Source organism: Neorhizobium sp. LMR1-1-1.1, assembly GCF_040675795.1.
Lineage (GTDB): Bacteria > Pseudomonadota > Alphaproteobacteria > Rhizobiales > Rhizobiaceae > Neorhizobium > Neorhizobium cellulosilyticum.
Genome location: NZ_JBEGHE010000102.1, coordinates 19,266 through 45,001, shown reverse-complemented (window position 1 = coordinate 45,001; position 25,736 = coordinate 19,266). Strand labels below are relative to the sequence as shown.

Sequence of the window (25,736 nt, the reverse complement as noted above, 5' to 3'; positions counted from 1 at the left end):
TATTCTCAAAGGACATGGGCGTGACTGCTACATTCGACAAAGTTGCCGACATCATTGCTGAAACCAGCGAAATCGACCGGGAAACCATCACCCCGGAAAGCCACACGATTGACGATCTCGGCATTGATAGCCTTGACTTCCTCGATATCGTGTTTGCGATCGACAAGGAATTCGGCATCAAGATTCCGCTCGAGCAGTGGACCCAGGAAGTCAATGAAGGCAAGGTTTCGACCGAAGAGTATTTCGTTCTGAAAAACCTCTGCGCCAAGATCGACGAGCTGAAGGCGGCCAAGGGCTAAGCTCCTGCCGTAAACCAGATGCTGCTTGAATATTTCCAGATGATTGATCGGGTGGAAACGCTCGATCTCGAAGGAAAGACGCTGACGGCGCGGTCTACCGTGCCGGCGAAAAGCCCCGTGTTCGAAGGTCACTTTCCCGGCATGCCTCTCGTGCCTGGCGTCCTTCTTATCGAAACCATGGCGCAGGCGTCGGGCATGCTCGTGCTTGCCGCCACCGATTTCGCCGCCATGCCGTTCCTGATGTCCGTCGACGGTGCCAAGATGCGCGCTTTCGTAGAGCCGGAAGCCGTTCTCGACATCGAGGCGTATCTCGAACACGAAGGTTCTGGCTATGCTGTCACCAAGGCGAAGATTTCGTCCGGTGGCAAAAAGGTCTGCGACGCTCAGCTGAAGCTGCGCACCATGCCCTTTTCCGAAATCCCGCTGGCGCCGATCGTGCGCAAGCGTGCGGAAGAAGTCGGTCTGGTCGCGGCGATGAATGCCGGCAGGTGAAGACTGTTGCGCGGAAACGCGCGGCGGCCTTGTGGCCACGGCATGGAATGAAACAGAAGCTTGAACCGCGATCCTGATGGGTCGCGGTTTGCTTTGAAGGCGCGGCGAAAGCTGCAAGTCCGCGAAAGAGGACAGAGATGAAGTCTGACAATGATGTTGTGATCACCGGTATTGGCATTGTCACCGGTCAGGGCGTCGGCAAGGATGCGCATGTCGCGCTTCTGTCTGCGGCCACCACCCGCAAGCCGACCGTGGAAACCGAGCGTTTCACGCCTTATCCGGTCCATCCGCTTCCGGAAATCGACTGGTCCGCCCAGATCGTCAAGCGCGACCAGCGCCAGATGGAAAACTGGCAGCGCCTCGGCGTCTTTGCCGCCGGTCTGGCGCTTGATGACGCCGGTCTCAAAGAAGATGCCGAAGCATGCGCCTCGATGGACATGATTGTCGCCGCCGGTGGCGGTGAGCGCGACATCAAGGTCGATTCGCTGATCGTCGATCAAGCCTTGAAGCGCAACGACCGCGACATTCTGCTGAACGAGAAGCTGACCACGGAACTGCGGCCGACGCTCTTCCTCGCGCAGCTTTCCAATCTGATGGCCGGAAATATCTCGATCGTCCACAAGGTCACCGGTTCCTCGCGCACCTTCATGGGTGAAGAGGCTGCCGGCATTTCGGCTGTCGAGACGGCATTTCATCGTATCAAGGCAGGCCAGTCGAGCCACAGCCTCGTCGGCGGTGCCTTCATCGCCGAGCGCGCCGATATCCTGCTTCTCGTCGAGGGCATCGGTGCCCATGCGACAGGCGAATGGCAACCGCTCTGGTCGCGTTCGGGTGACAATGGCGGCGGAATGATTACTGGGTCGGTCGGCGCATTCCTGGTGCTGGAATCCCGCGCCCGTGCTGAAAGCCGCGGCGCCCATATCTATGCCGTCATCGATGCGGTCGAAGGTGATCGCGGCAACCGCGACGAAGGCAAGCTGGAAACACGCCTGTCGCGTCTCGCAGCCTCCGCCTCCGGCCTCAAGCGCGGCGACACGGTGGTGTTTTCCGGCGCAAGCGGCCTTGTGGATCTGGCAGCCCGCGAAAAGATCGTGCTGGAAAAGGAATTCGACGGCGCTGCGATCCGTGGTTTCGGTGGTGTCACCGGTCACGCGCTGGAAGCCCAGTTCCCGCTCGGCCTGATCCTTGCGGCCCTCTCGCTCGACGGCAAGAGCCTTGTCCCAGTCTTTGATACGGACCACGAAAAGCCAATGTCCAAGCCGGCAAATCACGCCGTGGTGACAACGGTCGGTTACACGCGCGGTGAGGGCGTTGCCGTCCTCTCGGCGAACGCGTGAAGGAGTAGACGATGAGTGACAACCGCTTCACCGACCACCTTGGCCGCCCGCTCGTAGCCGTTACCGGTATGGGCGTCATCACCTCGCTCGGTCAGGGGCTTGCCGATAACTGGTCGGCGCTGACCTCCGGTACTTCGGGCATCCACAAGATCACACGGTTCCCGACCGATGGTCTGTCGACCCGCATCAGCGGCACGGTGGATTTTATCGCCGTTCCTGCCAACAATTCCGTCGAACGTTCTTTCGCTTTTGCCCGCGAAACGACAAGGGAAGCGCTGGCGCAGGCCGGTCTTTCGGGTGATTTCGAAGGCCCGCTCTTCCTCGCTGCGCCGCCCGTCGAGCCCGAATGGCATGACCGTTTTGCGCTTGCCGATCGTTCGCCGCCGTCGAAGACCGAGGGCGATGCCTATGATCGCTTCTTGACTGCCATGCGCGAACGTCCAGATCCGGTCTTCCTCGAAGCCGTTCAGTTCGGCTCGATTTCCGAGCGTCTTGCCGACATGTTCGGCACGCGCGGTCTGCCGGTAACGCTGTCGACCGCCTGTGCATCTGGCGCAACGGCAATCCAGCTTGGTGTCGAGGCAATCCGCCAGGGTCGCACCGACCGGGCGCTTGTTGCCGCCACTGACGGCTCCGTCAGCGTGGAGGCGCTGGTGCGCTTCTCGTTGCTTTCGGCCCTGTCGACGCAAAACGACCCGCCGGAAAAGGCATCAAAACCGTTCAGCAAGGATCGTGACGGTTTCGTCATCGCCGAAGGTGCTGCGACACTGGTGCTTGAATCGGTCGAATCGGCGCTTGCGCGTGGCGCAACCGTGCTCGGCATCATCAAGGGTCTTGGCGAGAAGGCCGATCATTTCCACCGTACTCGGTCCTCGCCGGATGGCGGCCCGGCGATCGCCACCATTCGCGCCGCACTCGAAGACGCGGGTATGGATGAAAGCGGTATTGGTTATATCAACGCCCATGGCACCTCGACGCCCGAAAACGACAAGATGGAATATGGCTCGATGCTCGCCGTCTTCGGTGACCGCATGAAGAACATCCCGGCTTCGTCGAACAAGTCGATGATCGGCCATACGCTGACTGCGGCAGGTGCCGTGGAGGCCGTATTCTCGATCCAGACCATGCTGACCGGCACGCTGCCGCCGACCATCAACTATACCAATCCCGATCCGACGATCGAGCTCGATGTGGTGCCGAATGTGAAGCGGGACGGCTCGCCCAAGGCGGTCCTGTCCAACTCCTTCGGCTTTGGCGGCCAGAACGCCAGCCTTGTCATGACGCTGGAACCGGTCTAAGGCCTGCGCCACAGAAAAAGGACGTCATCCTCGGGCTTGTCCCGAGGATCTATTGACGTTGATACGTGAAATTGAGTGTTGGCAGATGCTCGGGACATGCCCGGGCATGACGCATTTTTGAACGTCGGCGCCCGCCTCATGCATCCGGAAGGAAAAGAAGAACATGCGCGCGCTGCAACTGATCGATGACCGCAAGCTCGAAGCCGTCGATATTCCCGAGCCGGATGCCCCGGGTCCCGGTGAGGTGACGCTGCGCGTCAAGGCTGTTGCTCTCAACCACATCGACGTATGGGGCTGGCGCGGCATGGCATTCGCCAAGCGCAAGATGCCTCTGACGATCGGCGCCGAAGCCTCCGGCGTCGTAGAAGCCATCGGCCCGGGCGTTTCCAACGTCCTTCCCGGCCAGCTTGTGTCGATCTACGGCGCCCGCACCTGCGGTCTCTGCAAGCCCTGTCGCGAAAAACGAGACAATCTCTGCGAGCACGTCTCGGGCGTCCACGGCTTTCACCTCGACGGTTTTGCCCAGGAAAAGGCGAACATTCCGGCCCGCCAGCTGGTGCCGGCTCCTCCGGGCGTCGATGCGGTGGCAGCCGCTCTTGCTCCGGTCACCTTTGGCACGGTCGAGCACATGCTGTTCGACAATGCAAAACTGCAGCCGGGCGAAACCATTCTCGTTCATGCCGGCGGCTCAGGCATCGGCTCGGCGGCCATCCAGCTCGCCAAGAAGATCGGCTGCACCGTGATCACCACGGTCGGTTCCGACGATAAGATCGAAAAGGCCAAGGCGCTTGGTGCCGATCACGTCATCAACTACCGCACGGACCGCTTCGAAGGCGTCGTGCGCAAGCTGACGAAGAAGAAGGGCGTTGATGTCGTCTTCGAACATGTCGGCAAGGATACATTCGCCGCCTCGATGTTCTGCCTGAAGCGCGGCGGCCGATTGGTCACCTGCGGCTCGACTTCTGGCGTCTCGACCGACGTCAACCTGATGATGCTCTTCCAGCAGCAGCTCAAGCTTCTCGGCTCCTTCGGTTGCCGCATGGAAAACATGGCCGACGCCATGCAGAAGATGGCGCAGGGCATCGTTCATCCGGTTATCGATACCGAAGTCACCTTCGACGAGATCGACCGCGCGCTCGAGCGGATGGAAGGTCGCCAGATCTTCGGCAAGATCGTCCTGCGCATGGATTGATCGGCCATGAAGATGGTCATCACCCGCATCGTTCTGGCGCTCATGCATTTCCGGCAGTGGCTGGTGGCGCAGGCGACCTTTGGCTTGCTCAACCTGTTGAAGGTATTGCCGGCGGATCCCGCCATACGTTTTGCCGATCGCATTGCGCGTTTCGTTGGTCCGAAGCTGTGGCGTCACAAGCTGATGATGACCAATCTGCGCAACGCTTTCCCGGAAAAGTCGGAGAATGATCTCCAGGAGATCGCGGTCGCCAGCTGGGGACATATGGGGCGCATGGCTGCCGAATATGTGTTCCTCGACCGGCTTTTCGATTTCGATCCGGAAAAGACGGAAGCGGGCAGGGTGGAAGTCTCGGGCATACCGATCTTCCTCGATCTACGCGATAATCCGCGGCCTTTTATCGTCTTTACCGCGCATACCGGCAATTTCGAACTGCTGCCTGTTGCTGGAAAGGCCTTCGGTCTTGAGGTCATGGTGCTGTTCCGTCCGCCGAACAACCCTTACATTGCCGACAAGGTCTTTTCCTTCCGTGCGGCCCGGATGGGAAGCCTCGTCCCCTCGCATGCGGGATCGTCCTTCGCGCTTGCCCGCCGCCTCGAGGCCGGCGGCGGAGTAGGGGTTCTGGTCGACCAGAAATTCAAGAAGGGCCTGTCGACCTCTTTCTTCGGGCAGCCGGTCAAAACCAATCCGCTTCTGGCCAAACTGGTCCGTCAGTTCGATGCGGAGGTCTACCCGGCCCGCTGCATCCGCCTTCCCGACAATCGCTTCCGCCTGGAGATCGAACCGAGAATCGATCTGCCGCGCGATGAAAAGGGCAACCTTGATGTTCAGGGTACGGCTCAGGTGTTGAACGACAAGGTTGAGACCTGGGTTCGCGAATATCCCGAACAATGGCTGTGGTATCATGATCGCTGGAACATCAAAGGAACAGTCGAGCGCTGATCTGCCTTCGATAGCTTGTGATCCTATGGTATTTTGTGGGGCATTATTTGGGGCCGCACTAGACGAAATGATTAATTATAATCATATCTTATGCAGGGTAGGCTCGCATCAGTAGAAGGCGCCACTTCTCGCGTTGTTTTGAGAGGGGTCGATTTTGAAGGCATTGATTGATCTGTTCTGGGCGAAATATTCTGATCTTCGCCAGGCGGTCGAGCAGGAAGACGACGATGCTGTTTCTCGGATCGACCGGGAAATTGATCCGCTCGTCAAGGCTATACTTGGAAGCCAGGGGCGCGATCAGTCGGCGATTGGCGTGCAGTTCCGATTCGCACTCGATTTGTTGAATGAGGAAGCCGATGATGGGGGCTGCGTCAGGCGCAATGGCCACCTGCTGCAGATGCTGGTCGAGCGTTATCTGATAACCGACCAGTCGCTGCCTTCCAAAACGAAAACCACCGAAGATCCGGCTCAGCCCGTCGATATCCCGCAGGCCATCGCCGACGGTTATCTCGATGATGCGCTGCTGAATAGCCTGCCGGAACGGGTCATGGTTGTCGCGCCCGGTTATCGCATCTTTTATAGTAACGAAACCAATGCGCAGCGAATGGATGTGCCGCGCGATACTCTCATTGGCCGCCATTTCGCCGAATTTGTCGGACTGCATCATTTCCGTCATGATCTGCAGCCCAGCCTTGATCGTTGTTTTGCGGGCGAGAGCCTGACCTTGACCTATGCTGACAAGCTTGAGGGCCGCACAGTCGTCATTCATTGCCGCATGTCGCCGATAAGCAGATCGGGAACATTGATCGGAGCGCTGGTGGTGATGCAGGAGAAGGAAGATCGCCGGCGGCGACGTGCCGACTGACCGGTCGTTACTCAGATATCGGGCTGAACGGCAGGTAGTCGTGTAGCAGATAGGCCTTTTCGAAGGCGATATGCCGCCTTACGCCCTCAAAGAAGCCGCGCAACATATATCCCACTGCTTCGTCATTGACAGGTTCTCCTGAGCCGAGGCGCAAGAGCGCTTCCGTCAGTTCCTCCGCATAGCCTTCATCCTCGAGATGTTCGAATTTGAGCCGTGAAAGCGTTGCCAGCATCGGTCCGGAATGGGCGTGCTGTCGTGCGATATGCGGAAACAGAACGCTCTCTTCGTAATGGTGGATGCTGCGGATCAGCGGACAGAGTGCCTTGGCGGCATAGATGCACTTCTGTTTGTTGATGCTCGCCGGCAGCGAGTCGGCGATTTCTTCAAGTTCGACGCAAAGCGCGAGTTGTTCCCCATGCGCCTGCCGGATCCACGACATGATGACGTCCTGATCGTATTGTCGGACGGGCTGAGCAGACAGAACTGCATTCGTCAGATCGATATCGTGTCTCAAGTCTGACCTCCGGAAGCTGCATGACCGTTGATCGCGCAAAGTTCCATCATGCCCGGCTTACTTGCGTTGATTCAAATCAAGGCATTTGACGTGGCCTGCTGCCATCTGTCGCGGTGGTCGCGACGGAAAGTGGCAGGGGGATTCGTTCGGAATCGTTGTTTAGCCACCCTCGCGACGGCCAATCACGCCGTTGGGGGATACCAACAATGAACTACCCTTTGGAAACTGCAGCGCTGGTAATCGGGACATTCCTGGCGCTGCTTGGCGCGGCTTACGCGCATGACAGTCTGTTTGCCGCCCATATGTGGGTGCTGTTCCTGACACTCGGCATCAGCAGCATCGTCATGCTGCGCCGCGTCTCTTTCGCACCCGCAGGTGCACCACGAGCCGTCCCGGCAAAGTCGGAATATTTCGACGAAGTCATCAAATACGGCACGATCGCAACTGTTTTCTGGGGTGTCGTCGGCTTCCTGGTCGGCGTTGTCGTTGCCCTGCAACTGGCTTTCCCTGATCTGAACATTGAGCCATGGCTCAATTTCGGTCGCACGCGCCCGCTGCATACTTCAGCCGTCATCTTCGCCTTCGGCGGCAACGCCCTGATCGCCACATCATTCTACGTTGTCCAGCGCACCTGTCGGGCCCGCCTGTTTGGCGGCAATCTCGGATGGTTCGTGTTCTGGGGCTACCAGCTTTTCATCGTCATGGCGGCAACCGGCTATCTGCTCGGTATCACCCAGGGCAAGGAATATGCGGAGCCGGAATGGTATGTCGATATCTGGCTGACCATCGTCTGGGTCGCCTATCTCGTCGTCTTCCTCGGCACGATCTTCATGCGCAAGGAGCCGCATATCTATGTGGCGAACTGGTTCTATCTGGCCTTCATCGTCACGATTGCCATGCTGCACATCGTCAACAATCTGGCGATGCCGGTCTCTTTCCTGGGCATCAAGAGCTATTCGGCCTTCTCCGGCGTGCAGGATGCCCTGACCCAGTGGTGGTACGGCCATAACGCGGTCGGCTTCTTCCTGACGGCCGGCTTCCTCGGCATGATGTATTACTTTATCCCGAAGCAGGTGAACCGTCCGGTCTATTCCTACCGCCTGTCGATCATCCACTTCTGGGCCCTGATCTTCATGTATATCTGGGCAGGCCCGCACCACCTGCATTACACAGCGTTGCCCGACTGGGCGCAAACGCTCGGCATGGTCTTCTCCATCATGCTGTGGATGCCGTCCTGGGGTGGCATGATTAATGGTCTGATGACGCTTTCCGGCGCCTGGGACCGTATCCGTACTGACCCGATCGTCCGCATGATGGTCATGGCCGTCGCCTTTTACGGCATGGCGACCTTCGAAGGTCCGATGATGTCGGTCAAGGCCGTCAACTCGCTCAGCCACTATACCGACTGGACCATTGGTCACGTCCACTCCGGCGCACTCGGCTGGAACGGCATGATCACCTTCGGCGCGGTCTATTTCCTCGTGCCAAAACTATGGAACCGCAAGCGGCTCTACAGCCTGCAGCTGGTCAACTGGCACTTCTGGCTCGCAACGCTCGGTATCGTTCTCTATGCCGCCGTCATGTGGGTTGCCGGTATCCAGCAGGGCCTGATGTGGCGCGAGTATGATGACCAGGGCTTCCTCGTCTATTCCTTCGCGGAAACTGTCGCAGCCATGTTCCCCTATTACCTGCTGCGCGCCCTCGGTGGCCTCATGTTCCTCGCCGGCGCACTGCTCATGGCATTCAACGTCACAATGACAATTCTCGGCCACGAACGGCAGGAGCGCACCCCCGGTGTCGCCCCCGCCGGTCTGCAGCCGGCTGAATAAGGAGCTGACAGCATGTCTCTTCTCGATAAACACCAATTCATCGAGCGAAATGCCACGCTCCTTCTTGTCGGCTCCCTGCTTGTCGTTTCCATCGGCGGTATCGTGGAAATCGCACCGCTCTTCTATCTCGAAAACACCATCGAGAAAGTCGACGGGATGCGGCCCTATACGCCGCTGGAGCTTGCCGGTCGCAACATCTACATCCGCGAGGGCTGTTACGTCTGTCATAGCCAGATGATCCGCCCGTTCCGCGACGAAGTGGAGCGTTACGGTCACTATAGCCTTGCGGCGGAATCCATGTACGACCATCCGTTCCAGTGGGGGTCGAAGCGAACCGGGCCTGATCTGGCCCGCGTCGGCGATCGTTATTCCAACGAGTGGCACGTTCAGCATCTCATCGAACCGCGCGACGTCGTGCCGGAATCGGTGATGCCGAGCTATTCCTTCCTCAAGGAAAATACGCTCGAAGTGACCGACGTCTCCATGGATCTGAAGGCAAACCGCACCGTCGGCGTTCCCTATACGGACGAGATGATCGCCGAGGCGAATGCCGATCTGAAGGCGCAGGCTGATCCGAATGCCGATACCAGCGCTTTGCTGGCACGGTATCCGAAGGCAAAGGTCGGCGATTTCGACGGCGATCCGACCAAATTGACCGAAATGGATGCGCTGGTCGCCTATCTGCAGATGCTCGGCACGCTGGTCGATTTCTCGACCTATGACGACACAACCGGTTACCGCTGAGGAGGGCGCGATATGGAAACCTATACCGCACTCCGCCAATTCGCCGACAGTTGGGGCCTGCTCGCCATGACCCTGTTCTTCGCCGGCGTCATCCTGTTCACTTTGCGCCCGGGCTCGAAGTCTCATGCAGACGATGCCGCCCAGATCCCTCTGAAGGAGGACTAAAATGGCGGACAAACATATCGATGAGATCAGCGGCGTCGAAACCACCGGCCACGAGTGGGACGGCATCCGCGAACTGAACAATCCCATGCCCCGCTGGTGGGTGTGGACGTTTTATGCCACGATTGTCTGGGCCCTCGGATACACCGTCCTTTATCCTGCATGGCCGCTGGTAAACGATGCGACCAGCGGTGTTCTCGGCTATTCCAGCCGTGGTGCGCTGTTGGACGAAATGGCGACAGCAAAAGCAGCTCAGGGCGCAATCCTTGAACGGATCGCGGCTGCGACACCGGAAGAAATCATCGCCAACCCTGAACTCAACCAGTTTGCCATGGCCGGCGGCGCGGCGGCTTTCCGCGTCAACTGCACGCCCTGTCACGGAACCGGTGCAGCCGGTGGTGAAGGTTATCCCAACCTCAACGACGATGACTGGCTTTGGGGTGGCAGCGTAGATGCGATCTACCAGACTGTCGCGCATGGAATTCGCGATGCGGTCGATCCCGATACTCGTATCGGCGAGATGACCGCTTTTGCGGATGTACTTCAGCCGGACGAAATACGTCAGGCAGCAGCCTATGTTGTCAGCCTCACCGGCAAGCCTCGCGATCCTTCGATGGTCGAACCCGGAAAGCAGATCTTCATGGATAACTGCGCGTCCTGCCACGGCGAAAATGCCGAGGGCAATCGCGATCTGGGCGCCCCGAACCTAGCCGATGCCATCTGGCTGAAGGTGCATGGTGAAGATCAGATTGCCGGCCAGATCCGCGCACCGAAGCACGGCGTCATGCCAGCCTGGACCACCCGTCTTGGTGACGTCACCGTCAAGCAGTTGGCTGTTTATGTCCATTCCCTGGGAGGCGGGGAGTAGAGTTTCAGCCCTTCCGGGCAGAAACTCTCTTGGGCCGGGATCCTTGGGTCCCGGCCATCGAATATCCGCTATGGCAGGAGGTTGCGACCGACTAGGATTGTTCGAGGATTTGCTTCAGAGTGCCTAGGTCAGTTTGGATGGCCGCCGCATCCACCTCGAAAGCCTGATCGTCCGTGTCTGGCTGTCGGAGCAAGGTGAACATGATTTCCGCGCCATCGCCATTCGGTACGACCCGCAGTGCATTTTCGAAACTCATCCCTGTATCCAGCGTGACGGTATGATCGATAACGCCAAGATCGTTTCGGGGCGTAAACCGCACACGAATCTTGCCGATCGGCCCACCGTCGCCGATCCAGTCTTCGCCTTCTCGGCTCAAGCCCGCGGCGAGGCCGGCAGCCCATCGGGGCATGTTTTCCGGCTGGGATGCGAAGGCGTAGACGTCACGCCATGGCCTGTCGATCGTCGTGTGAATGATGCGTGCGGGCATTGGCGTCATTGTAATCTCCGTTCTGTCGTCCGCATGGGCGAGGGGCGTGAAACGGTCTGCGAATGCCGCATGCCTTGACTTGCGTCAAGGAATTGAGGGTCGCGCGGTGGGAAAAGGCATGGTGCAAAGGAATGTTCCGATGAATCTCTATACCGCCGAAAGCGTTGCCGCAGGTGACGCATCTGTCGAACGGATTGATGTCAAGGCGGTGCATTCGCCTGGCGAAAAACGCCAGCCGCTTTATGAAAAACGCAAGAAGATTTTTCCCAAGCGTGCCGAGGGACGTTTCCGTCGGTTCAAGTGGCTGGTGATGCTCGTCACGCTCGGAATCTATTATCTGACACCGTGGATCAGGTGGGACCGTGGCCCCTTCGCCCCCGATCAGGCCGTGCTTGTCGATCTCGCCAGCCGGCGTTTCTATTTCTTCTTCATCGAGATCTGGCCGCAGGAATTCATCTTTGTCGCCGGGCTGCTGGTCATGGCGGGCTTTGGCCTTTTCCTGCTGACCTCGGCCGTCGGTCGCGCCTGGTGCGGATATGCCTGTCCTCAGACGGTCTGGGTCGATCTCTTTCTCGTCGTCGAACGCTTCATTGAAGGCGATCGCAATGCGCGGATGAAACTCGATGCCGGCCCCTGGACAGCGAACAAGATCGCCAAGCGCGTCGTCAAGCATTCGATCTGGATTGCCATCGCAATCGCTACAGGCGGCGCCTGGATTTTCTACTTCGCCGACGCGCCATCTCTTGCCTTTGATTTTATCACCGGTCAGGCCGCCTTCGTTGCCTATTCCACCGTTGCCATCCTGACCGCCACTACCTACCTGCTCGGTGGCCTGATGCGCGAACAGGTCTGTATCTACATGTGTCCCTGGCCGCGTATTCAGGGCGCCATGCTCGACGAGCATTCTCTGGTCGTGACCTATAACGACTGGCGCGGTGAACCGCGCAGCCGCCACGCCAAGAAGGCGGCAGCGAGCGGCCAGATCGTCGGCGACTGCGTCGATTGCAACGCCTGCGTAGCAGTCTGTCCCATGGGCATCGATATTCGCGACGGCCAGCAGATGGCCTGTATCACCTGTGCGCTCTGTATCGACGCCTGCGATGGCGTGATGGACAAAATCGGCAAGGAACGCGGCCTGATCGCTTATGCGACGCTCGACGAATACGATACCAACATGGCGCTGGCGACGGCCGGTGGTACCTCGTCGATCAATCCCACCCGAACCCGCAAGCCGGATGGTGGTTTTGTTGAAGGCGTCCGCCATTTCAACTGGAAAATCCTGCTTCGCCCGCGCACGTTGCTCTATATGGGCGTCTGGACTGCGGTCGGCATCGGCCTTGTCGTTGCGCTCCTGTCCCGCGACCGGCTGGAAATCAACGTGCTGCATGACCGCAATCCGCAATTCGTCATGGAGTCGGATGGTTCCATCCGCAATGGCTACACCGTTCGCCTCCTCAACATGATCCCCGAACCGCGCACGATCATGCTGACGCTTGACGGCATGCCGGAGGCGACGATGAAGATCATCGGCATTTCGGACGTGCCCGGACGCGAATTCGCCATCGAGGCCGCGCCGGACAAGGCGATGGCGCTGAAGGTCTATGTCACGCTGCCGAAGGATGAAGCCAAAAGCGAAGCATCCTTCCATTTCATCGCCGAAGACCGCTCCAGTCACGAGCGCAACAGTTACTCGGCTAACTTTTTCGTACCAGGAGGCAAAAGATGAGCACGGCATCGCAAAAGGGCTTCGTTTTCACGGGCTGGCACATGGCGGGCGTCATGGTTCTCTTCTTCGGCACGATCATATCGGTCAATGTCTTCATGGCCTATAACGCCATTACCAGTTGGAGCGGTCTCGTCGTCCCGAACACCTATGTCGCCAGCCAGCAGTTCAACGGCAAGGTGGCCCAAGCGAGGGCGCTTGCCGCGACGGGTGTCAACGGCCGGCTCGCCGTTGCCGCCAATGGAGCTCGCTATGAAGTGCTCGGCCCCGACGGCCAGCCGGTTGAGGCAGACCACCTTGTCCTCAATTTCAAGCGCCCTGTCGGCGAGCATCAGGATTTCAGCATCGATATGACCGCAGAAGGCAAGGGAGCTTTCAGCGCTTCCCATGAGATCCTGCCGGGTCACTGGATTGTCGAGGCAATCGCCGAGCGCGGCGGACAACGCATCCTCCACCATGCGGAGCGTGTCTCTGTCCACGGAGCAAAGTAATGAGCTGCTGCGCACCCGGAACGGAAGGCGAGATCGTCAGATCCGCACCGTCTTCCGAAGAAATGCTGCTGGCAAGCCGCGATCTCGGCGAGGGCAGGCGGCAGGTTGATCTCAGCGTGCCCGGCGTCCATTGCGGCGCCTGCATCGTCTCGATCGAAAATGCGCTGAAGGTCATGCCCGCAGTGGAAAAAGCCCGCGTCAATCTTTCCACCAAACGCGTCTCCATCGTCTGGCATCAGAACCTCGACGCATCGGCCGTCGATCCCGCCGATTTCGTCGGCTCGATCGCTGCTGCAACCGGCTATGATGCCTATCTCTTCGATGCCTCGCTCGATGATGGCGACAAGCTGCAGCGTGATCTCGTGCGCGCAGTCGCCCTTTGCGGTTTCGCCGCCGCAAACATCATGCTTCTGTCGGTCTCCGTCTGGTCCGGTGCCGATGATGCCACGCGCGACATGTTCCACTGGATCTCCGCCTTCATCGCCGCACCTGCGCTGATCTATGGCGGCCGGTTTTTCTACTCCTCTGCATGGGCCGTCCTGAAACGCGGCCGCACCAACATGGACGTGCCGATCGCTCTTGCGATCACGCTCTCCTATGCGGTGTCGCTGTGGGAAACCATGCATCACGGCGAACATGCCTGGTTCGATGCCACCGTCTCACTCCTGTTCTTCCTGCTGATCGGCCGCACGCTCGATCACATCATGCGTGACCGGGCGAGGGCGGCGATCAGCGGTCTTGCCCGCCTGTCACCGCGCGGTGCCATGGTCGTTTTGCCTGACGGCACGCGCGAATACCGCCCCGTCGAGGATGTGAAACCCGGTGATCGCGTCGCGATTGCCGCCGGCGAACGTATTCCGGTCGATGGCACGGTCGAGTGGGGCGCAAGCGATCTCGACGTCTCGATCGTCAACGGTGAAAGCGTGCCGCAGGCAGTCGCAGCCGGTGCCGCCGTCCATGCCGGCACGCTCAGCCTCACGGGCTCGCTCATCATCAAGGTCACAGCGACGGCAAGGGAATCCTTCCTCGCCGAAGTCATCTCGCTGATGGAAGTGGCCGAAGGCGCCAAGGCCGGTTATCGCCGTCTCGCAGACCGCGCCGCGCAATATTATTCGCCCGCCGTCCACCTTCTGGCACTCACCGCCTTCGTCGCCTGGGGGCTTGCCGGTGGCGACTGGAAGCGTGCGATGCTTATCGCCATCGCGGTCCTGATCATCACCTGCCCCTGCGCCTTGGGTCTGGCCGTGCCGGTCGTCCAGGTCGTTGCGGCCGGTCGCCTGTTCAAGAACGGCATCATGGTCAAGGACGGCTCAGCCATGGAACGGCTCGCCCAGGCCGACAGCGTCATTTTCGACAAGACCGGAACTCTGACACTCGGCCGTCCGCGACTCGTCAATGGCAGCGATATTCCGGGGCCGGTCCTGTCGCTCGCAGCCGGCCTGGCAGCCCATTCGCGCCATCCGCTGTCGCGGGCGATCTGCGCCGTGGCATCCGGCCCGTTCCCGCTCTTCGACGACGTGATAGAAATCCCCGGAAGCGGGCTTGAGGCGCGCCGTGCCGAAGGGCTCTACAGGCTCGGCAATCGCCGCTTTGCCTGTGGGGACGTGAGCGGCAGCGAAAACGCCGATCTCGAAGTCGTGCTGTCGCGCGACGGCCACGAGGTCACCTGCATCCGTTTCGAGGATGCGCTTCGTCAGGACGCCGCCTCGGCCATCCGCACTCTGGAAGCCGACGGCATGCCGGTCGACCTTGTCTCGGGTGATCGCGCCGGGCCGGTAAGGGCGCTGACCGCTCAACTCGGCATTGCCCGCTGGAAGGCGGAAGTCTCGCCCAAGGGCAAGGCCGATTATTGCGCCTCGCTTGCCGGCGAAGGCCGCAAGGTGCTGATGGTCGGTGATGGTATCAACGATGCACCGGCGCTCGCCGCGGCCCATGTCTCGATGGCGCCGGCTACCGCGGCGGATATCGGCCGCAAGGCCGCCGATTTCGTCTTCATGCATGAAAGCCTCAATGCCGTGCCGCTGGCGATCGATATCTCGCGCCGCTCAAGCCGCCTGATCCGGCAGAATTTCGGGCTCGCCATCGGTTACAACATCATCGCCGTGCCGATCGCGCTTGCCGGCTATGCAACGCCGCTGATCGCCGCCGTCGCCATGTCCACCTCTTCGATCATCGTCGTCGTCAACGCGTTGCGCCTGAACCGGATCGGCAGCGAGGATCTGGCGGCACAGGCGGGGGCCGAGAAGACGGCTGAAAAAGGAAAGATGCGCGCCGCATGAACATGCTCATCTACCTCATCCCGGTCGCGCTCTTTCTCGGCGGCCTCGGGCTTGCGGCCTTCCTCTGGTCTCTCAAGAACGGCCAGTATGACGATCTCGACGGTGCCGCCTGGCGCATCATTGACGATGGCGAGGATCGCCCCGGCTGACAGGCCCGAATTATAGGGGCAGGCTATGGGGGCAGACAAATGCAGAATGTCACCGATTTAGACAATCGCTCCCTTGCCCCCATGGCGCACCAATGCCAAAAGAAGGCGCAACAAAATCGGAGGCTCCTCCCGTGGAACAGGCAGAAATCGGCCTAATCGGCCTTGGCGTCATGGGCGCCAACCTTTCCCTCAATATCGCTGAAAAAGGCAACAAGATTGCCGTCTTCAACCGTACGGTCGAAGTCACGAAAAAATTCTACGCGGATGCAGGCGCCCTCCAGGGCCAGATCATTCCGTGCGAAACGATGGAAGATTTCATCAAGGCCATCCGACCGCCACGCCCGATCATCATCATGATCAAAGCCGGCGATCCGGTCGACCAGCAGATGGAACTCCTGAAGCCCTATCTGTCCTCCGGCGACATCATGATCGACGCCGGCAATGCCAACTTCCGCGATACGATGCGGCGCTTCAAGAGCCTCGAAGGCAGCGACCTGACCTTTATCGGCATGGGCGTTTCCGGCGGTGAGGAAGGTGCGCGCCACGGACCGTCCATCATGGTCGGCGGCACGGAAGACAGCTGGAAGCGCGTCGAAAAGGTCCTGACCTCGATTTCGGCAAAATTCAACGGCGAACCCTGCGTCGATTGGCTCGGCCCGAACGGTGCCGGCCACTTCGTCAAGACCATCCATAACGGCATCGAATATGCCGACATGCAGATGATCGCCGAAATCTACGGCATCCTGCGTGATGGCCTCGGCATGAGCGCACCCGAGATCGGCGGCGTCTTCGGCCGCTGGAACGAAGGTCGCCTTGATTCCTATCTCATGGAAATCTCGGAAAAGGTGCTGAAGGCCAACGACCCGATCACCGGTAAGCCGATGGTCGATATCATCGTCGACAGTGCCGGCCAGAAGGGCACCGGCAAGTGGTCGGTCATCGAGGCCCAGAACATGGGCGTTGCAGCGACCGCCATCGAAGCAGCCGTTGCCGGCCGCGTCATCTCCTCGCTCCGGTCCGAGCGTCAGGCCGCCGAAAAGATCCTTGGCAAGCCGGCTCTGGTAGATCGCCCGAAGGATGGCATGGCCTTCCTCGCCGATCTGGAACTCGCGCTTCTGGCCGCCAAAATCGGCGCTTATGCGCAGGGCTTTGCCGTCATGGCGGAAGCCTCGAAGGAATTCGGCTGGAACCTGCCTATGCCGACGATCGCCAAGATCTGGCGCGCCGGCTGCATCATCCGTTCGCAGTTCCTCGATGAGATCACCTCGGCCTTCACCAAGGATCCGAATGTGGCAAACCTCATCGTCACCCCGGCCTTCTCGCAGTTGGTCAAGGAAACCGACGGCGCGCTTCGCCGCATCGTCTCCTATGCAGCACTGAACGGCCTGCCGGCTCCGGCGCTCACCTCGGCTCTTTCCTATTTCGACGCCTACCGTCGGGGCAGGGGCACGGCCAACCTCATCCAGGCCCAGCGCGACTTCTTCGGCGCGCACGGTTTCGACCGCCTCGATGGCGTCGACAAGCATCACGGCCCTTGGGGCAGCGGCCTCGCCGATTTCGCCTGATCGCTTGATAAACTAGATGAAAAAGCCCGGCCAAGTGCCGGGCTTTTTTGCAGGTAGTGCCTAATCCTTCGGTCCCATCTGCGACCAGACCGGACCATCGATACTCTGCAGCAATTCGGGCGCTACACCGTCGATACGGGCCAGTACCGCCTTTGCCAGTTCCCGGCCGGCGTGACGCACGTCTTCCGTCACGGTCAGCATTTCCGGCCTGATCCAGTTCAAGAATTCGGCCGACTGTTTCGAGACAATATCGATCTCCTTGCCTAGCCGGCGTCCGGCTGCCTCGGCTCCGGCAACCAGTGCGATCGATGCGGATCCGCTGAGCGAGATGATACCGTCCGGCGGCTCAGTAAGGCGACACAGGCGCTCCGCATAGGCGCGGATTTCCTCAAGTGGCGTCTCCGTGGTCATCCGGCCCATCGAAACTTCCGTCACCTGAAAATCGTTCAGGCCGTGCTCGAAACCTATCCGGCTATGTATCTGGTAGGAAAACCGGCTGAGCGGCGCCAGGAGCGCGATGCGCCGTCTTCCACGCTGCACGAGGCGTTGCACCGCCTGATAGACATAGGCCTCGTTATCGAAGTCGTGGAATGGGTGAACAATGCCCATATCCGTTCGCCCATGGGTAACGAAAGGCAGGTTCCGTTCCGTCATCAGGTGCACGCGCGGATCCTCCGGTTCCATGCGCGAGATGATCACCCCATCCGCCGAACCGGTATCGAGAATGTAGCGCACCGGCACCATCGGGTCTTTCTCGAAGGAGTGCGGCGTCACCACAAGGTGATACTGGGTTCCCCCCAGCACTTCCGAAATTCCCTGCACCATCTGGCTGGTGAAGCCCATCAATTCCTGCTCGATGCTCAGCACCAGCGCGATCACGTTGGTCTTGCCGGTCCGCAGGCGCACACCCGCCCGGTTCGGCTGGTAGCCGAGCTGGCGCGCCACCAGTCGTACGCGCTCCTTGGTCTCGGACCCGATATCCGGCGCATCTTTCAGCGCGCGCGATACGGTCGTGATCCCAAGACCCGTCATAAAGGCGATCGTCTTGAGGGTAGGGCGTTCGTTAGCCGCCGCGCTGCTCGTGGATGTTTTTCTGATCTCGTCCATCTTGCTGCTCGCATCGATTGCCGCCATTGGCTTTTGAATGACGCAGTCCGGTTATTACAGAAAAAACTGAAACGTTACAGGTAATTTTCAACCCGCCTCCGATGAAAACATTTCGATCCGCAACCATGTGTTGGCATTACGCAATCGCACATCGATTTTGTGCATATGCGAAATAAAATCGCCTTGGATCGATCTCATGGCGGCATTTCATGGAATTATATACCTGATAATTCTGAATTTAGTACCCTTGTAAGTTGTTATTGTGATGGGTCATGCAATAATTTGGAGAAGCAGGCTTGCCACCCCTCTGGCTTTGCCCTAGCTTTTTACTGCAACGTTTCAGTGAGGGAGGAGACTCATGCGTATCCGTGCATTTGCAGCCGTTCTGGCTGCCACCGCGGCGCTGCCTTGTGCAGCTATGGCCGCCGATCTGGAAGTCACGCATTGGTGGACATCGGGAGGCGAGGCGGCAGCCGTGAAAGAGCTGGCGACCGCATTCGATGCAACCGGCAATAAATGGGTCGATGGTGCAATTGCCGGTTCAGGCAGCACGGCGCGCCCGATCATGATCAGCCGTATCACCGGTGGTGACCCGATGGGCGCCACCCAGTTCAACCACGGACGCCAGGCCGAAGAACTGGTCATGTCCGGTCTGATGCGCGACCTGAGCGACGTCGCCGAAAAGGGCAAATGGAAGGATATCATCAAACCCGCGAGCCTGCTCGACAGCTGCACCTTTGAGGGCAAGATCTACTGCGCCCCGGTCAACATCCATTCCTGGCAGTGGTTGTGGCTTTCCAATGCGGCCTTCGAAAAGGCGGGCGTACCGGTCCCGAAAGACTGGAACGAGTTCGTCGCAGCCGGCCCCAAGCTGCGGGAAGCCGGCCTTCAACCGCTCGCCGTGGGCGGTTCCGCCTTCCAGGTCAACGGCCTGTTCGACACGCTGGTGATCGCGCTGGGCGGCACCGAGCTTTACAACAAGGTCTACAAGGACAAGGACGAGGAAACCGCGGCCGGTCCTGAAATGGCAAAGATTTTTGCGGCGGCCGACGATGCCCGCAAGCTTGCCAAGGGCTCCAACGTGCAGGACTGGAACCAGGCCACCAATCTGGTCATCACCGGCAAGGCCGGCGGCCAGATCATGGGTGACTGGGCGCAGGGCGAGTTCCAACAGGCCGGAAAGGTTGCCGGCAAGGATTATACCTGCCTTCCGGGCCTTGGTCTCAACCAGACCCTGACCACCGGCGGCGATGCCATCTACTTCCCGGTTCTGAAGGACGAAGCAAAGTCCAAGGCGCAGGAAGTGCTGGCGGAAACCATCGTCGATCCCAAGGTACAGGTCGCCTTCAATCTCAAGAAGGGCTCCGTGCCGATCCGGAGTGACGTCGATCTTGCTGCTGCAAACGACTGCATGAAGAAGGGCATCGAGATCATCTCGAAGGGCAGCACGGCAACCAGTACCGACCAGCTCGTTTCGGCCGATACGCAGAAGCAGAAGGAGGACCTGATGTCCGAATTCTTCGCCAATGCGTCGATCACGCCGAAACAGGCGCAGGAACGCTTCGCCTCCATCATCGGCTCGGCGGACTGATCACTCCATCACGATCCTGAACCGCACTGGCCTCGCCCTTTCGCAAGAGGGGCGGGGCCGGAAGGAAGGGCTGCGCCTTGAGCGCGCCGATCGAGGAGGAATAATGTCTCGTACCGTGCCGTCCGCTACACCATCCAGACCGCTGCCGAAATCGTCCGGCCGGCCTAATCAGCTCTTCCGCAATCTCAATTCCAAGATTGCGCTCACCCCCATGATATTAGTTGCCGCTGTCGTATTCTTCGGCGGCACGATCTGGACGGTGATATATTCCTTCACCAATTCCAGACTTCTGCCGCGGGCAAGCTTTGTCGGTTTTGACCAGTATGAGCGCCTTTGGGCCTCGTCCCGCTGGATCATCTCGATCCAGAACCTCTTGATCTACGGCATCCTGTCCCTGATCTTCTCGCTCGTGGTCGGCTTCGTGCTGGCAGCGCTGATGGATCAGAAGATCCGCTTCGAAAGCGCCTTCCGCACCATTTTCCTTTATCCCTTCGCTTTGTCCTTCATTGTCACCGGCCTTGTCTGGCAATGGATCCTCAATCCGGAATTCGGCGTGCAGGGCATCGTCCGTTCGCTTGGCTGGACAAGCTTCACCTTCGACCCGCTCTACAATCCCGATATCGTCATCTACGGCATCCTGATCGCAGGTCTCTGGCAGGGGACAGGGCTCGTCATGTGCCTTATGCTTGCCGGCCTGCGCGGCATCGACGAGGATATCTGGAAGGCGGCGCGCGTCGACGGCATCCCGATGTGGCGGACCTATCTTTTCGTCGTCATCCCGATGATGCGCCCGGTCTTCATCACCACGCTCGTGCTCATCGGCAGCGGCATCGTCAAGCTTTACGATCTGGTCGTGGCGCAGACGTCAGGCGGCCCCGGCAATGCGTCGGAAGTGCCTGCCAAATATGTCTATGACTACATGTTCCAGGCGCAGAACCTGGGGCAGGGCTTTGCCGCCTCCACCATGATGCTGCTTACCGTCGCCATCATCATCATCCCCTGGGCCTATCTCGAATTCGGAGGGAAGAAGCGTGGCTAACGTCTCCACTCTCAACGCGACCGGCGCCGCAATAGATGCCGTCAGAACCGAAATCGCAGCGGGACCACGCGGCAAGAAGCCGAAAAAGGTACTCTCTCGCCGCAATATCATGATCTACGGCATCCTCGGTCTGGCAGCGCTCTATTACCTCCTGCCGCTCTACGTGATGGTCGTCACCTCATTGAAGGGCATGCCGGAAGTCCGTCTCGGCAACATCTTCTCGCCGCCGATGGAAATCACCTTTGAGCCCTGGGTGAAGGCCTGGGCTGAGGCCTGCACCGGCCTCAACTGCGACGGTCTTTCCCGCGGCTTCTGGAACTCGGTGCGCATTCTCGTGCCCTCGGTTATCGTCTCGATCGCGGTCGCCTCGGTCAGCGGTTATGCGCTTGCCAACTGGCGCTTCAAAGGCTCGGAGCTGTTCTTCTCCGTGCTCATCATCGGTGCCTTCATTCCCTATCAGGTGATGATCTATCCGCTGGTTATCATCCTGCGCGAAATCGGCATCTACGGCTCGCTGACCGGCCTCGTCATCGTCCATACGATCTTCGGCATGCCGATCCTGACGCTGCTCTTCCGCAACTATTTCGCCGGCCTGCCGGAGGAACTGTTCAAGGCCGCGCGCATCGATGGCGCAGGCTTCTGGCAGATCTACGGCCGCATCATGCTGCCCATGTCGCTGCCGATCTTCGTCGTCGCGATCATCATCCAGGTCACCGGCATCTGGAACGACTTCCTTTTCGGCGTCGTCTTCACGCGGCCCGATACCTATCCGATGACCGTCCAGCTCAACAACATCGTCAACTCCGTCCAGGGGGTGAAGGAATACAACGTCAACATGGCGGCGACGCTGCTCACCGGCGCTGTTCCGCTCATCGTCTATTTCGTTTCCGGCCGGCTGTTCGTTCGCGGCATCGCCGCCGGCGCAGTTAAGGGGTAAGCCTTGATGACCGACCTCTCCAATTCCGTTTCCATCCGTGACCTGTCCCTACACTTCGGGGCGGTGACCGTTCTTCAGAATCTCGATCTCGACATCAAAGACGGCGAATTCCTCGTCCTGCTCGGCTCCTCCGGCTGCGGCAAGTCCACGCTTCTGAACTGCATTGCCGGCCTGCTTGAACCGACCGATGGCCAGATCTTCATCAAGGACAAGAATGTCACCTGGGAGGAGCCTAAGGACCGCGGCATCGGCATGGTCTTCCAGTCCTACGCGCTTTATCCGCAGATGACGGTCGAGAAGAACCTGTCCTTCGGGCTCCGCGTCGCCGGCATGCCGAAGGACGAGATCGCCAAACGCATCGCCCGCGCCTCGAGCATCCTGCAGATCGAACCGCTACTGCAGCGCAAGCCCGCAGCGCTCTCCGGCGGCCAGCGCCAGCGCGTCGCGATCGGCCGCGCGCTCGTCCGGGATGTCGATGTCTTCCTCTTCGACGAGCCGCTTTCCAACCTTGATGCGAAACTGCGCTCCGAACTGCGCGTCGAGATCAAGCGCCTGCACCAGTCGCTGAAGAACACGATGATCTACGTCACACACGACCAGATCGAGGCGCTGACGCTGGCAGACCGCATCGCCATCATGAAAAGCGGCGTCATCCAGCAACTCGACGACCCGATCACCATCTACAACCGCCCAAGGAACAAGTTCGTCGCCGGCTTCATCGGTTCGCCCTCGATGAACTTTCTGACCGGCGAACTGGCGGAGGAGGGCGGCCACACTGTGTTCAGAACCCACGGCACCAGCTTTTCGCTCGCCGGCTACGAGGCAACAGAAACGCTCACGCCCGGCCGCAAGGTCGTGCTCGGTGTCCGCCCCGAACATATCAAGGTCGACGGCGATCTGGCGGGCGAGGAAGCCCATGACGCAATCGTCGATATCGAGGAGCCGATGGGCGCCGACAACCTGATCTGGCTGAAACTCGCCGGCCACACGATCTCCGTCCGCATCGGCGGCGCCCGCCGTTACGCTGTCGGCGCAAAAGTCCGCCTCGGCTTCGACATGACCATGGCCTCGCTGTTCGATGCGGAAACGGAGGAACGGATCTGATGGCCGTCCTGCGTCCCTCGTTCCACCCCCCTCTGGCCTGCCGGCCATCTCCCCCACAAGGGGGGAGATCACAAGTGGCGCGCCCTTTGCCCAAGCTCTACGCTTGCTCTTTGCTGAGCCTTCAAATGGAGAGCAATCAACTTGGTGAGACGAGTTCCGGTAAAAATTTGGGCAGACGGTTGAGCCTAGCTGATCTCCCCGCTTGTGGGGGAGATGGCCGGCAGGCCAGAGGGGGGCTCGCTGCCGCAACTGGTAGTCTCCCGGGGAGGCACCAATGACCATCATCCCGCTCACCGGCCAATGGCGCCTCACATCCCCCGACAGCACCCACGCCGCCACCATATCCATCCCTGGTGACATCCACACGGCGCTGAAAACCGCCGACATCATCCCCGACCCTTATGTCGGCCGTAACGAAAACGACGTCCAATGGGTCGCGCATCAAGACTGGCAGATCGAGCGGAGTTTCAACGTTGATGAGCCCGATGGCTCCTGGTATCTCGATATCACCTATCTCGATACGGTGGCGATCGTCTTCGTCAACGACGTGCCCGTCCTTTCCGCCGACAATTGCTTCCGCCGCTACCGCCCGGATGTCTCCGCAGCCCTGAAACCCGGCGAAAATACCGTCCGCATCCTCTTCCATTCCAACATCAAGGCGGGGGCAGAGCGGCAGGCAAAACAGCCTTTCTATCTGCCGTTTTCGAAAAACTGCCCGATCCCCGATGGCAACATGCTGCGCAAGCCGCAATGCCATTTCGGCTGGGACTGGAACCTCGCGATCGCACCGCTCGGCCTCTACGGCGAAATCTCCCTGAAACGCCTGGATATCGCCCGCATCGAACATGTCGTCACCGAGCAGAGACATCACAATGATGGCTCCGTCGATCTCCACGTCACCGTATCCTTCCACGCCGACACACAGGGCGTAGTCCCCATCCATCTGCAATTCGACGAAGAACGCCTTCGTCTCGATTGCGGCATGCGTCCAGGCGAAAACAGCATCACCCACGTCTTCCATGTCGAGAACCCCAAACTCTGGTGGCCGGCCGGAAGCGGCGAACAGGCGCTCTATTCACTGATCGTCGATACGCCGAGCGAGACGATCACCCGCCAGATCGGCCTGCGCACCGTCGAACTCCTGACCGACAAGGACGAGGCCGGCAGCCGTTTCGCCTTCCGCATCAATGGTCGCGAAATCTTCTGCCGTGGCGCCAACTGGATTCCCGCCGACGCGCTCTTCTCGCTCACCTGGCCGGAGAAGACGGAAGATCTGCTGCAATCCGCCGTCGACGCCAACATGAACATGATCCGCATCTGGGGCGGCGGCTTTTACGAGGACGAGCATTTCTACGACACTTGCGACCGCCTCGGCCTGATGGTCTGGCAGGATTTTCAGTTCGCTTGCAACATCTATCCCTCGACGCCGGATTTCCTCGAAAATGTCGAACACGAGGTCGACTACCAAACGAAGCGCCTGATCTCCCATCCCTCTATCGTCCTCTGGTGCGGCGATAACGAACTCGTCGGCGCGCTTCTCTGGTACGAGGAGACCCGCAATAATCGCGACCGCTATCTCGTCTCCTACGATCGCCTCAACCACACGATCGAGCGGGCGATGAAAAAGGCAGTGCCGCAGGCGATCTGGTGGCCGTCGAGCCCGGCGTCGGGTTATCTCGATTACGGCGATGCCTGGCATGCCGATGGTTCCGGCGACATGCATTTCTGGTCGGTCTGGCACGAGAACAAGCCGTTCGAACACTACCGCGATGTCAAGCCGCGCTTCTGCTCCGAATTCGGCTTCCAGTCCTACACGTCGCTGCCGGTGATCCACACCTATGCGGAAGACAAGGACCTAAACATCGCCTCGCCGGTGATGGAGCATCACCAGCGCAATGTCGGCGGGAACGAGCGGATCGCCGCCACCATGTTCCGCAATTTCCGCTTTCCCGGTGATTTCGCCAATTTCGTCTATCTGAGCCAGGTCCAGCAGGGCGTCGCGATCAGGACGGCCGTCGATTACTGGCGCTCGCTCAAACCCCATTGCATGGGCACGCTCTACTGGCAGCTCAATGACACCTGGCCGGTCGCCTCCTTGGCAAGTCTCGATTACGGCGGCGGCTGGAAAGTGCTGCACTACATGGCGCGCCGCTTCTTCCAGCCGGTCGTGGTCGCCGCGATCCCGTCCGAGGACGGAAGCGAAATCCGCTTCTCGCTGGTCAACGACACGCTAGAAAACGTCACCGTCACGCTCAATATCTCGACATTGAGCCTTAAGGGCGAGCGCGGCTCGCTCCAAAGCGTCGACGCAGTCTGCTCACCGGATGCGGCAGTCACTGCCCTGACCATCCCCGCAGACACCATCCCGAGAGACAGCCTGCTTTCCTGGAACTTCACGGCGTCTAACGGTTCAGGCGGCGAGGGCCATCATGTGATGGACAGCTACAAGGCGCTGGAGCTTCTGCCCGCGAGCCTGGAAATGTCCGTGTCTCCATCCGGAGACGGCGCATTCGACATTCTCGTCCAGTCCGCCGGCCTCGCGCTTTTCGTCCTAATAGAGAGCGAAACGCCCGGCCGTTATTCCGACAACGCTTTCGATCTTGCCGCCGGCGAAAACCGAAAGGTTCGCTTCACCCCGAGCGAGCCGGCGGCAGGCCCTGGAGGCTCCCCGAGCTTCCGCATCTACGATCTTCAATCCTGCCAGTCCGCAGGCTGATATTTC

Annotated in this window: 24 protein-coding genes; 21 read left to right on the top strand and 3 right to left on the bottom strand. The window is 59.8% G+C overall.

The window, feature by feature from the left end:
- The first annotated feature begins 14 nt into the window (after positions 1–14).
- The 7 genes from MRBLMR1_RS30200 (at position 15) to MRBLMR1_RS30170 (ending at position 6,425) form a co-directional block, all read left to right on the top strand.
- Complete coding sequence (locus tag MRBLMR1_RS30200) at positions 15–299, top strand: acyl carrier protein (protein WP_092662234.1); 285 nt, start codon at positions 15–17, stop codon at positions 297–299.
- 18 nt (positions 300–317) lie between these two features.
- Positions 318–791, top strand: a complete 474-nt coding sequence (locus MRBLMR1_RS30195) for a 3-hydroxyacyl-ACP dehydratase FabZ family protein (RefSeq protein WP_148146468.1) — start codon at positions 318–320, stop codon at positions 789–791.
- Between the two features lie 137 nt (positions 792–928).
- Complete coding sequence (locus tag MRBLMR1_RS30190; RefSeq protein WP_148146469.1) at positions 929–2,128, top strand: beta-ketoacyl-ACP synthase; 1,200 nt, start codon at positions 929–931, stop codon at positions 2,126–2,128.
- An 11-nt stretch (positions 2,129–2,139) separates the two neighbouring features.
- Entirely contained in the window at positions 2,140–3,426 is a 1,287-nt protein-coding gene (locus MRBLMR1_RS30185) for a beta-ketoacyl-ACP synthase (RefSeq protein ID WP_148146470.1), read from the top strand.
- 163 nt (positions 3,427–3,589) lie between these two features.
- On the top strand, positions 3,590–4,618 hold the full coding sequence (locus MRBLMR1_RS30180) for a zinc-binding dehydrogenase (protein ID WP_148146471.1): 1,029 nt from the start codon (positions 3,590–3,592) through the stop codon (positions 4,616–4,618).
- Positions 4,619–4,624: 6 nt separating this feature from the next.
- Positions 4,625–5,560, top strand: coding sequence for a lipid A biosynthesis lauroyl acyltransferase (locus MRBLMR1_RS30175; protein ID WP_148146472.1), 936 nt, complete (start codon positions 4,625–4,627; stop codon positions 5,558–5,560).
- A 397-nt stretch (positions 5,561–5,957) separates the two neighbouring features.
- Positions 5,958–6,425 carry a PAS domain-containing protein gene (locus tag MRBLMR1_RS30170; protein WP_500067255.1) on the top strand — a complete coding sequence of 156 codons (468 nt, stop codon included), beginning with the start codon at positions 5,958–5,960 and terminating at the stop codon, positions 6,423–6,425.
- A 7-nt stretch (positions 6,426–6,432) separates the two neighbouring features.
- Here MRBLMR1_RS30170 and MRBLMR1_RS30165 read toward each other — a convergent pair whose 3' ends face one another.
- A complete protein-coding gene (locus MRBLMR1_RS30165; RefSeq protein ID WP_246435748.1) occupies positions 6,433–6,939 on the bottom strand; it encodes a hemerythrin domain-containing protein in 507 nt (168 codons plus the stop codon).
- A 206-nt stretch (positions 6,940–7,145) separates the two neighbouring features.
- Between MRBLMR1_RS30165 and ccoN the strand changes: the two genes are divergently transcribed.
- Genes ccoN through ccoP form a run of 4 tightly spaced genes read left to right on the top strand, consistent with a single transcriptional unit; the run spans position 7,146 to position 10,542 of the window.
- Positions 7,146–8,768 (top strand): cytochrome-c oxidase, cbb3-type subunit I, encoded by a 1,623-nt coding sequence (gene ccoN, locus MRBLMR1_RS30160; protein ID WP_183686914.1) that lies wholly within the window; start codon positions 7,146–7,148, stop codon positions 8,766–8,768.
- Between the two features lie 12 nt (positions 8,769–8,780).
- Positions 8,781–9,512, top strand: coding sequence for a cytochrome-c oxidase, cbb3-type subunit II (gene ccoO / locus MRBLMR1_RS30155; protein ID WP_148146475.1), 732 nt, complete (start codon positions 8,781–8,783; stop codon positions 9,510–9,512).
- A gap of 12 nt (positions 9,513–9,524) precedes the next feature.
- A complete protein-coding gene (locus MRBLMR1_RS30150) occupies positions 9,525–9,677 on the top strand; it encodes a cbb3-type cytochrome c oxidase subunit 3 (RefSeq protein WP_148146476.1) in 153 nt (50 codons plus the stop codon).
- A 1-nt stretch (position 9,678) separates the two neighbouring features.
- Entirely contained in the window at positions 9,679–10,542 is an 864-nt protein-coding gene (gene ccoP / locus MRBLMR1_RS30145; RefSeq protein WP_183686916.1) for a cytochrome-c oxidase, cbb3-type subunit III, read from the top strand.
- Positions 10,543–10,633: 91 nt separating this feature from the next.
- Here ccoP and MRBLMR1_RS30140 read toward each other — a convergent pair whose 3' ends face one another.
- Positions 10,634–11,038 carry an SRPBCC family protein gene (locus tag MRBLMR1_RS30140; protein ID WP_183686918.1) on the bottom strand — a complete coding sequence of 135 codons (405 nt, stop codon included), beginning with the start codon at positions 11,036–11,038 and terminating at the stop codon, positions 10,634–10,636.
- 130 nt (positions 11,039–11,168) lie between these two features.
- On the opposite strand from MRBLMR1_RS30140, the gene ccoG reads away from it, so the two are divergent.
- The 5 genes from ccoG to gnd all read left to right on the top strand — a co-directional run bounded on the left by ccoG (position 11,169) and on the right by gnd (position 17,236).
- Positions 11,169–12,755, top strand: a complete 1,587-nt coding sequence (gene ccoG / locus MRBLMR1_RS30135) for a cytochrome c oxidase accessory protein CcoG (protein WP_148146479.1) — start codon at positions 11,169–11,171, stop codon at positions 12,753–12,755.
- The gene (locus MRBLMR1_RS30130; protein ID WP_148146480.1) at positions 12,752–13,243 is read left to right on the top strand and encodes a FixH family protein; all 492 of its coding nucleotides are present in this window, start codon (positions 12,752–12,754) and stop codon (positions 13,241–13,243) included. The genes ccoG and MRBLMR1_RS30130 overlap by 4 nt, the downstream gene beginning before the upstream one ends.
- Positions 13,243–15,522: a cation-translocating P-type ATPase gene (locus MRBLMR1_RS30125; protein ID WP_148146481.1), complete on the top strand. Its 2,280-nt coding sequence runs from the start codon at positions 13,243–13,245 to the stop codon at positions 15,520–15,522. Before MRBLMR1_RS30130 ends, MRBLMR1_RS30125 begins: the two co-directional genes overlap by 1 nt.
- Positions 15,519–15,671, top strand: a complete 153-nt coding sequence (ccoS, locus tag MRBLMR1_RS30120) for a cbb3-type cytochrome oxidase assembly protein CcoS (RefSeq protein ID WP_112455538.1) — start codon at positions 15,519–15,521, stop codon at positions 15,669–15,671. Before MRBLMR1_RS30125 ends, ccoS begins: the two co-directional genes overlap by 4 nt.
- 131 nt (positions 15,672–15,802) lie before the next feature.
- On the top strand, positions 15,803–17,236 hold the full coding sequence (gene gnd / locus MRBLMR1_RS30115; RefSeq protein ID WP_148146482.1) for an NADP-dependent phosphogluconate dehydrogenase: 1,434 nt from the start codon (positions 15,803–15,805) through the stop codon (positions 17,234–17,236).
- A gap of 60 nt (positions 17,237–17,296) precedes the next feature.
- Here the strand turns inward: gnd and MRBLMR1_RS30110 are convergent, their stop codons facing one another.
- The gene (locus MRBLMR1_RS30110) at positions 17,297–18,343 is read right to left on the bottom strand and encodes a substrate-binding domain-containing protein (protein ID WP_148146483.1); all 1,047 of its coding nucleotides are present in this window, start codon (positions 18,341–18,343) and stop codon (positions 17,297–17,299) included.
- A 358-nt stretch (positions 18,344–18,701) separates the two neighbouring features.
- Here MRBLMR1_RS30110 and MRBLMR1_RS30105 point away from each other — a divergent pair, with 358 nt between their 5' ends.
- The 5 genes from MRBLMR1_RS30105 (at position 18,702) to MRBLMR1_RS30085 (ending at position 25,730) form a co-directional block, all read left to right on the top strand.
- Positions 18,702–19,934 carry an ABC transporter substrate-binding protein gene (locus tag MRBLMR1_RS30105; protein ID WP_148146484.1) on the top strand — a complete coding sequence of 411 codons (1,233 nt, stop codon included), beginning with the start codon at positions 18,702–18,704 and terminating at the stop codon, positions 19,932–19,934.
- A 103-nt stretch (positions 19,935–20,037) separates the two neighbouring features.
- Positions 20,038–20,973 carry a carbohydrate ABC transporter permease gene (locus MRBLMR1_RS30100; protein WP_148146485.1) on the top strand — a complete coding sequence of 312 codons (936 nt, stop codon included), beginning with the start codon at positions 20,038–20,040 and terminating at the stop codon, positions 20,971–20,973.
- The gene (locus MRBLMR1_RS30095; protein WP_148146486.1) at positions 20,966–21,910 is read left to right on the top strand and encodes a carbohydrate ABC transporter permease; all 945 of its coding nucleotides are present in this window, start codon (positions 20,966–20,968) and stop codon (positions 21,908–21,910) included. The genes MRBLMR1_RS30100 and MRBLMR1_RS30095 overlap by 8 nt, the downstream gene beginning before the upstream one ends.
- Positions 21,911–21,916: 6 nt before the next feature.
- The gene (locus tag MRBLMR1_RS30090; protein WP_148146487.1) at positions 21,917–23,014 is read left to right on the top strand and encodes an ABC transporter ATP-binding protein; all 1,098 of its coding nucleotides are present in this window, start codon (positions 21,917–21,919) and stop codon (positions 23,012–23,014) included.
- Between the two features lie 274 nt (positions 23,015–23,288).
- Positions 23,289–25,730, top strand: coding sequence for a beta-mannosidase (locus MRBLMR1_RS30085; RefSeq protein WP_500067239.1), 2,442 nt, complete (start codon positions 23,289–23,291; stop codon positions 25,728–25,730).
- Positions 25,731–25,736: the final 6 nt, after the last annotated feature.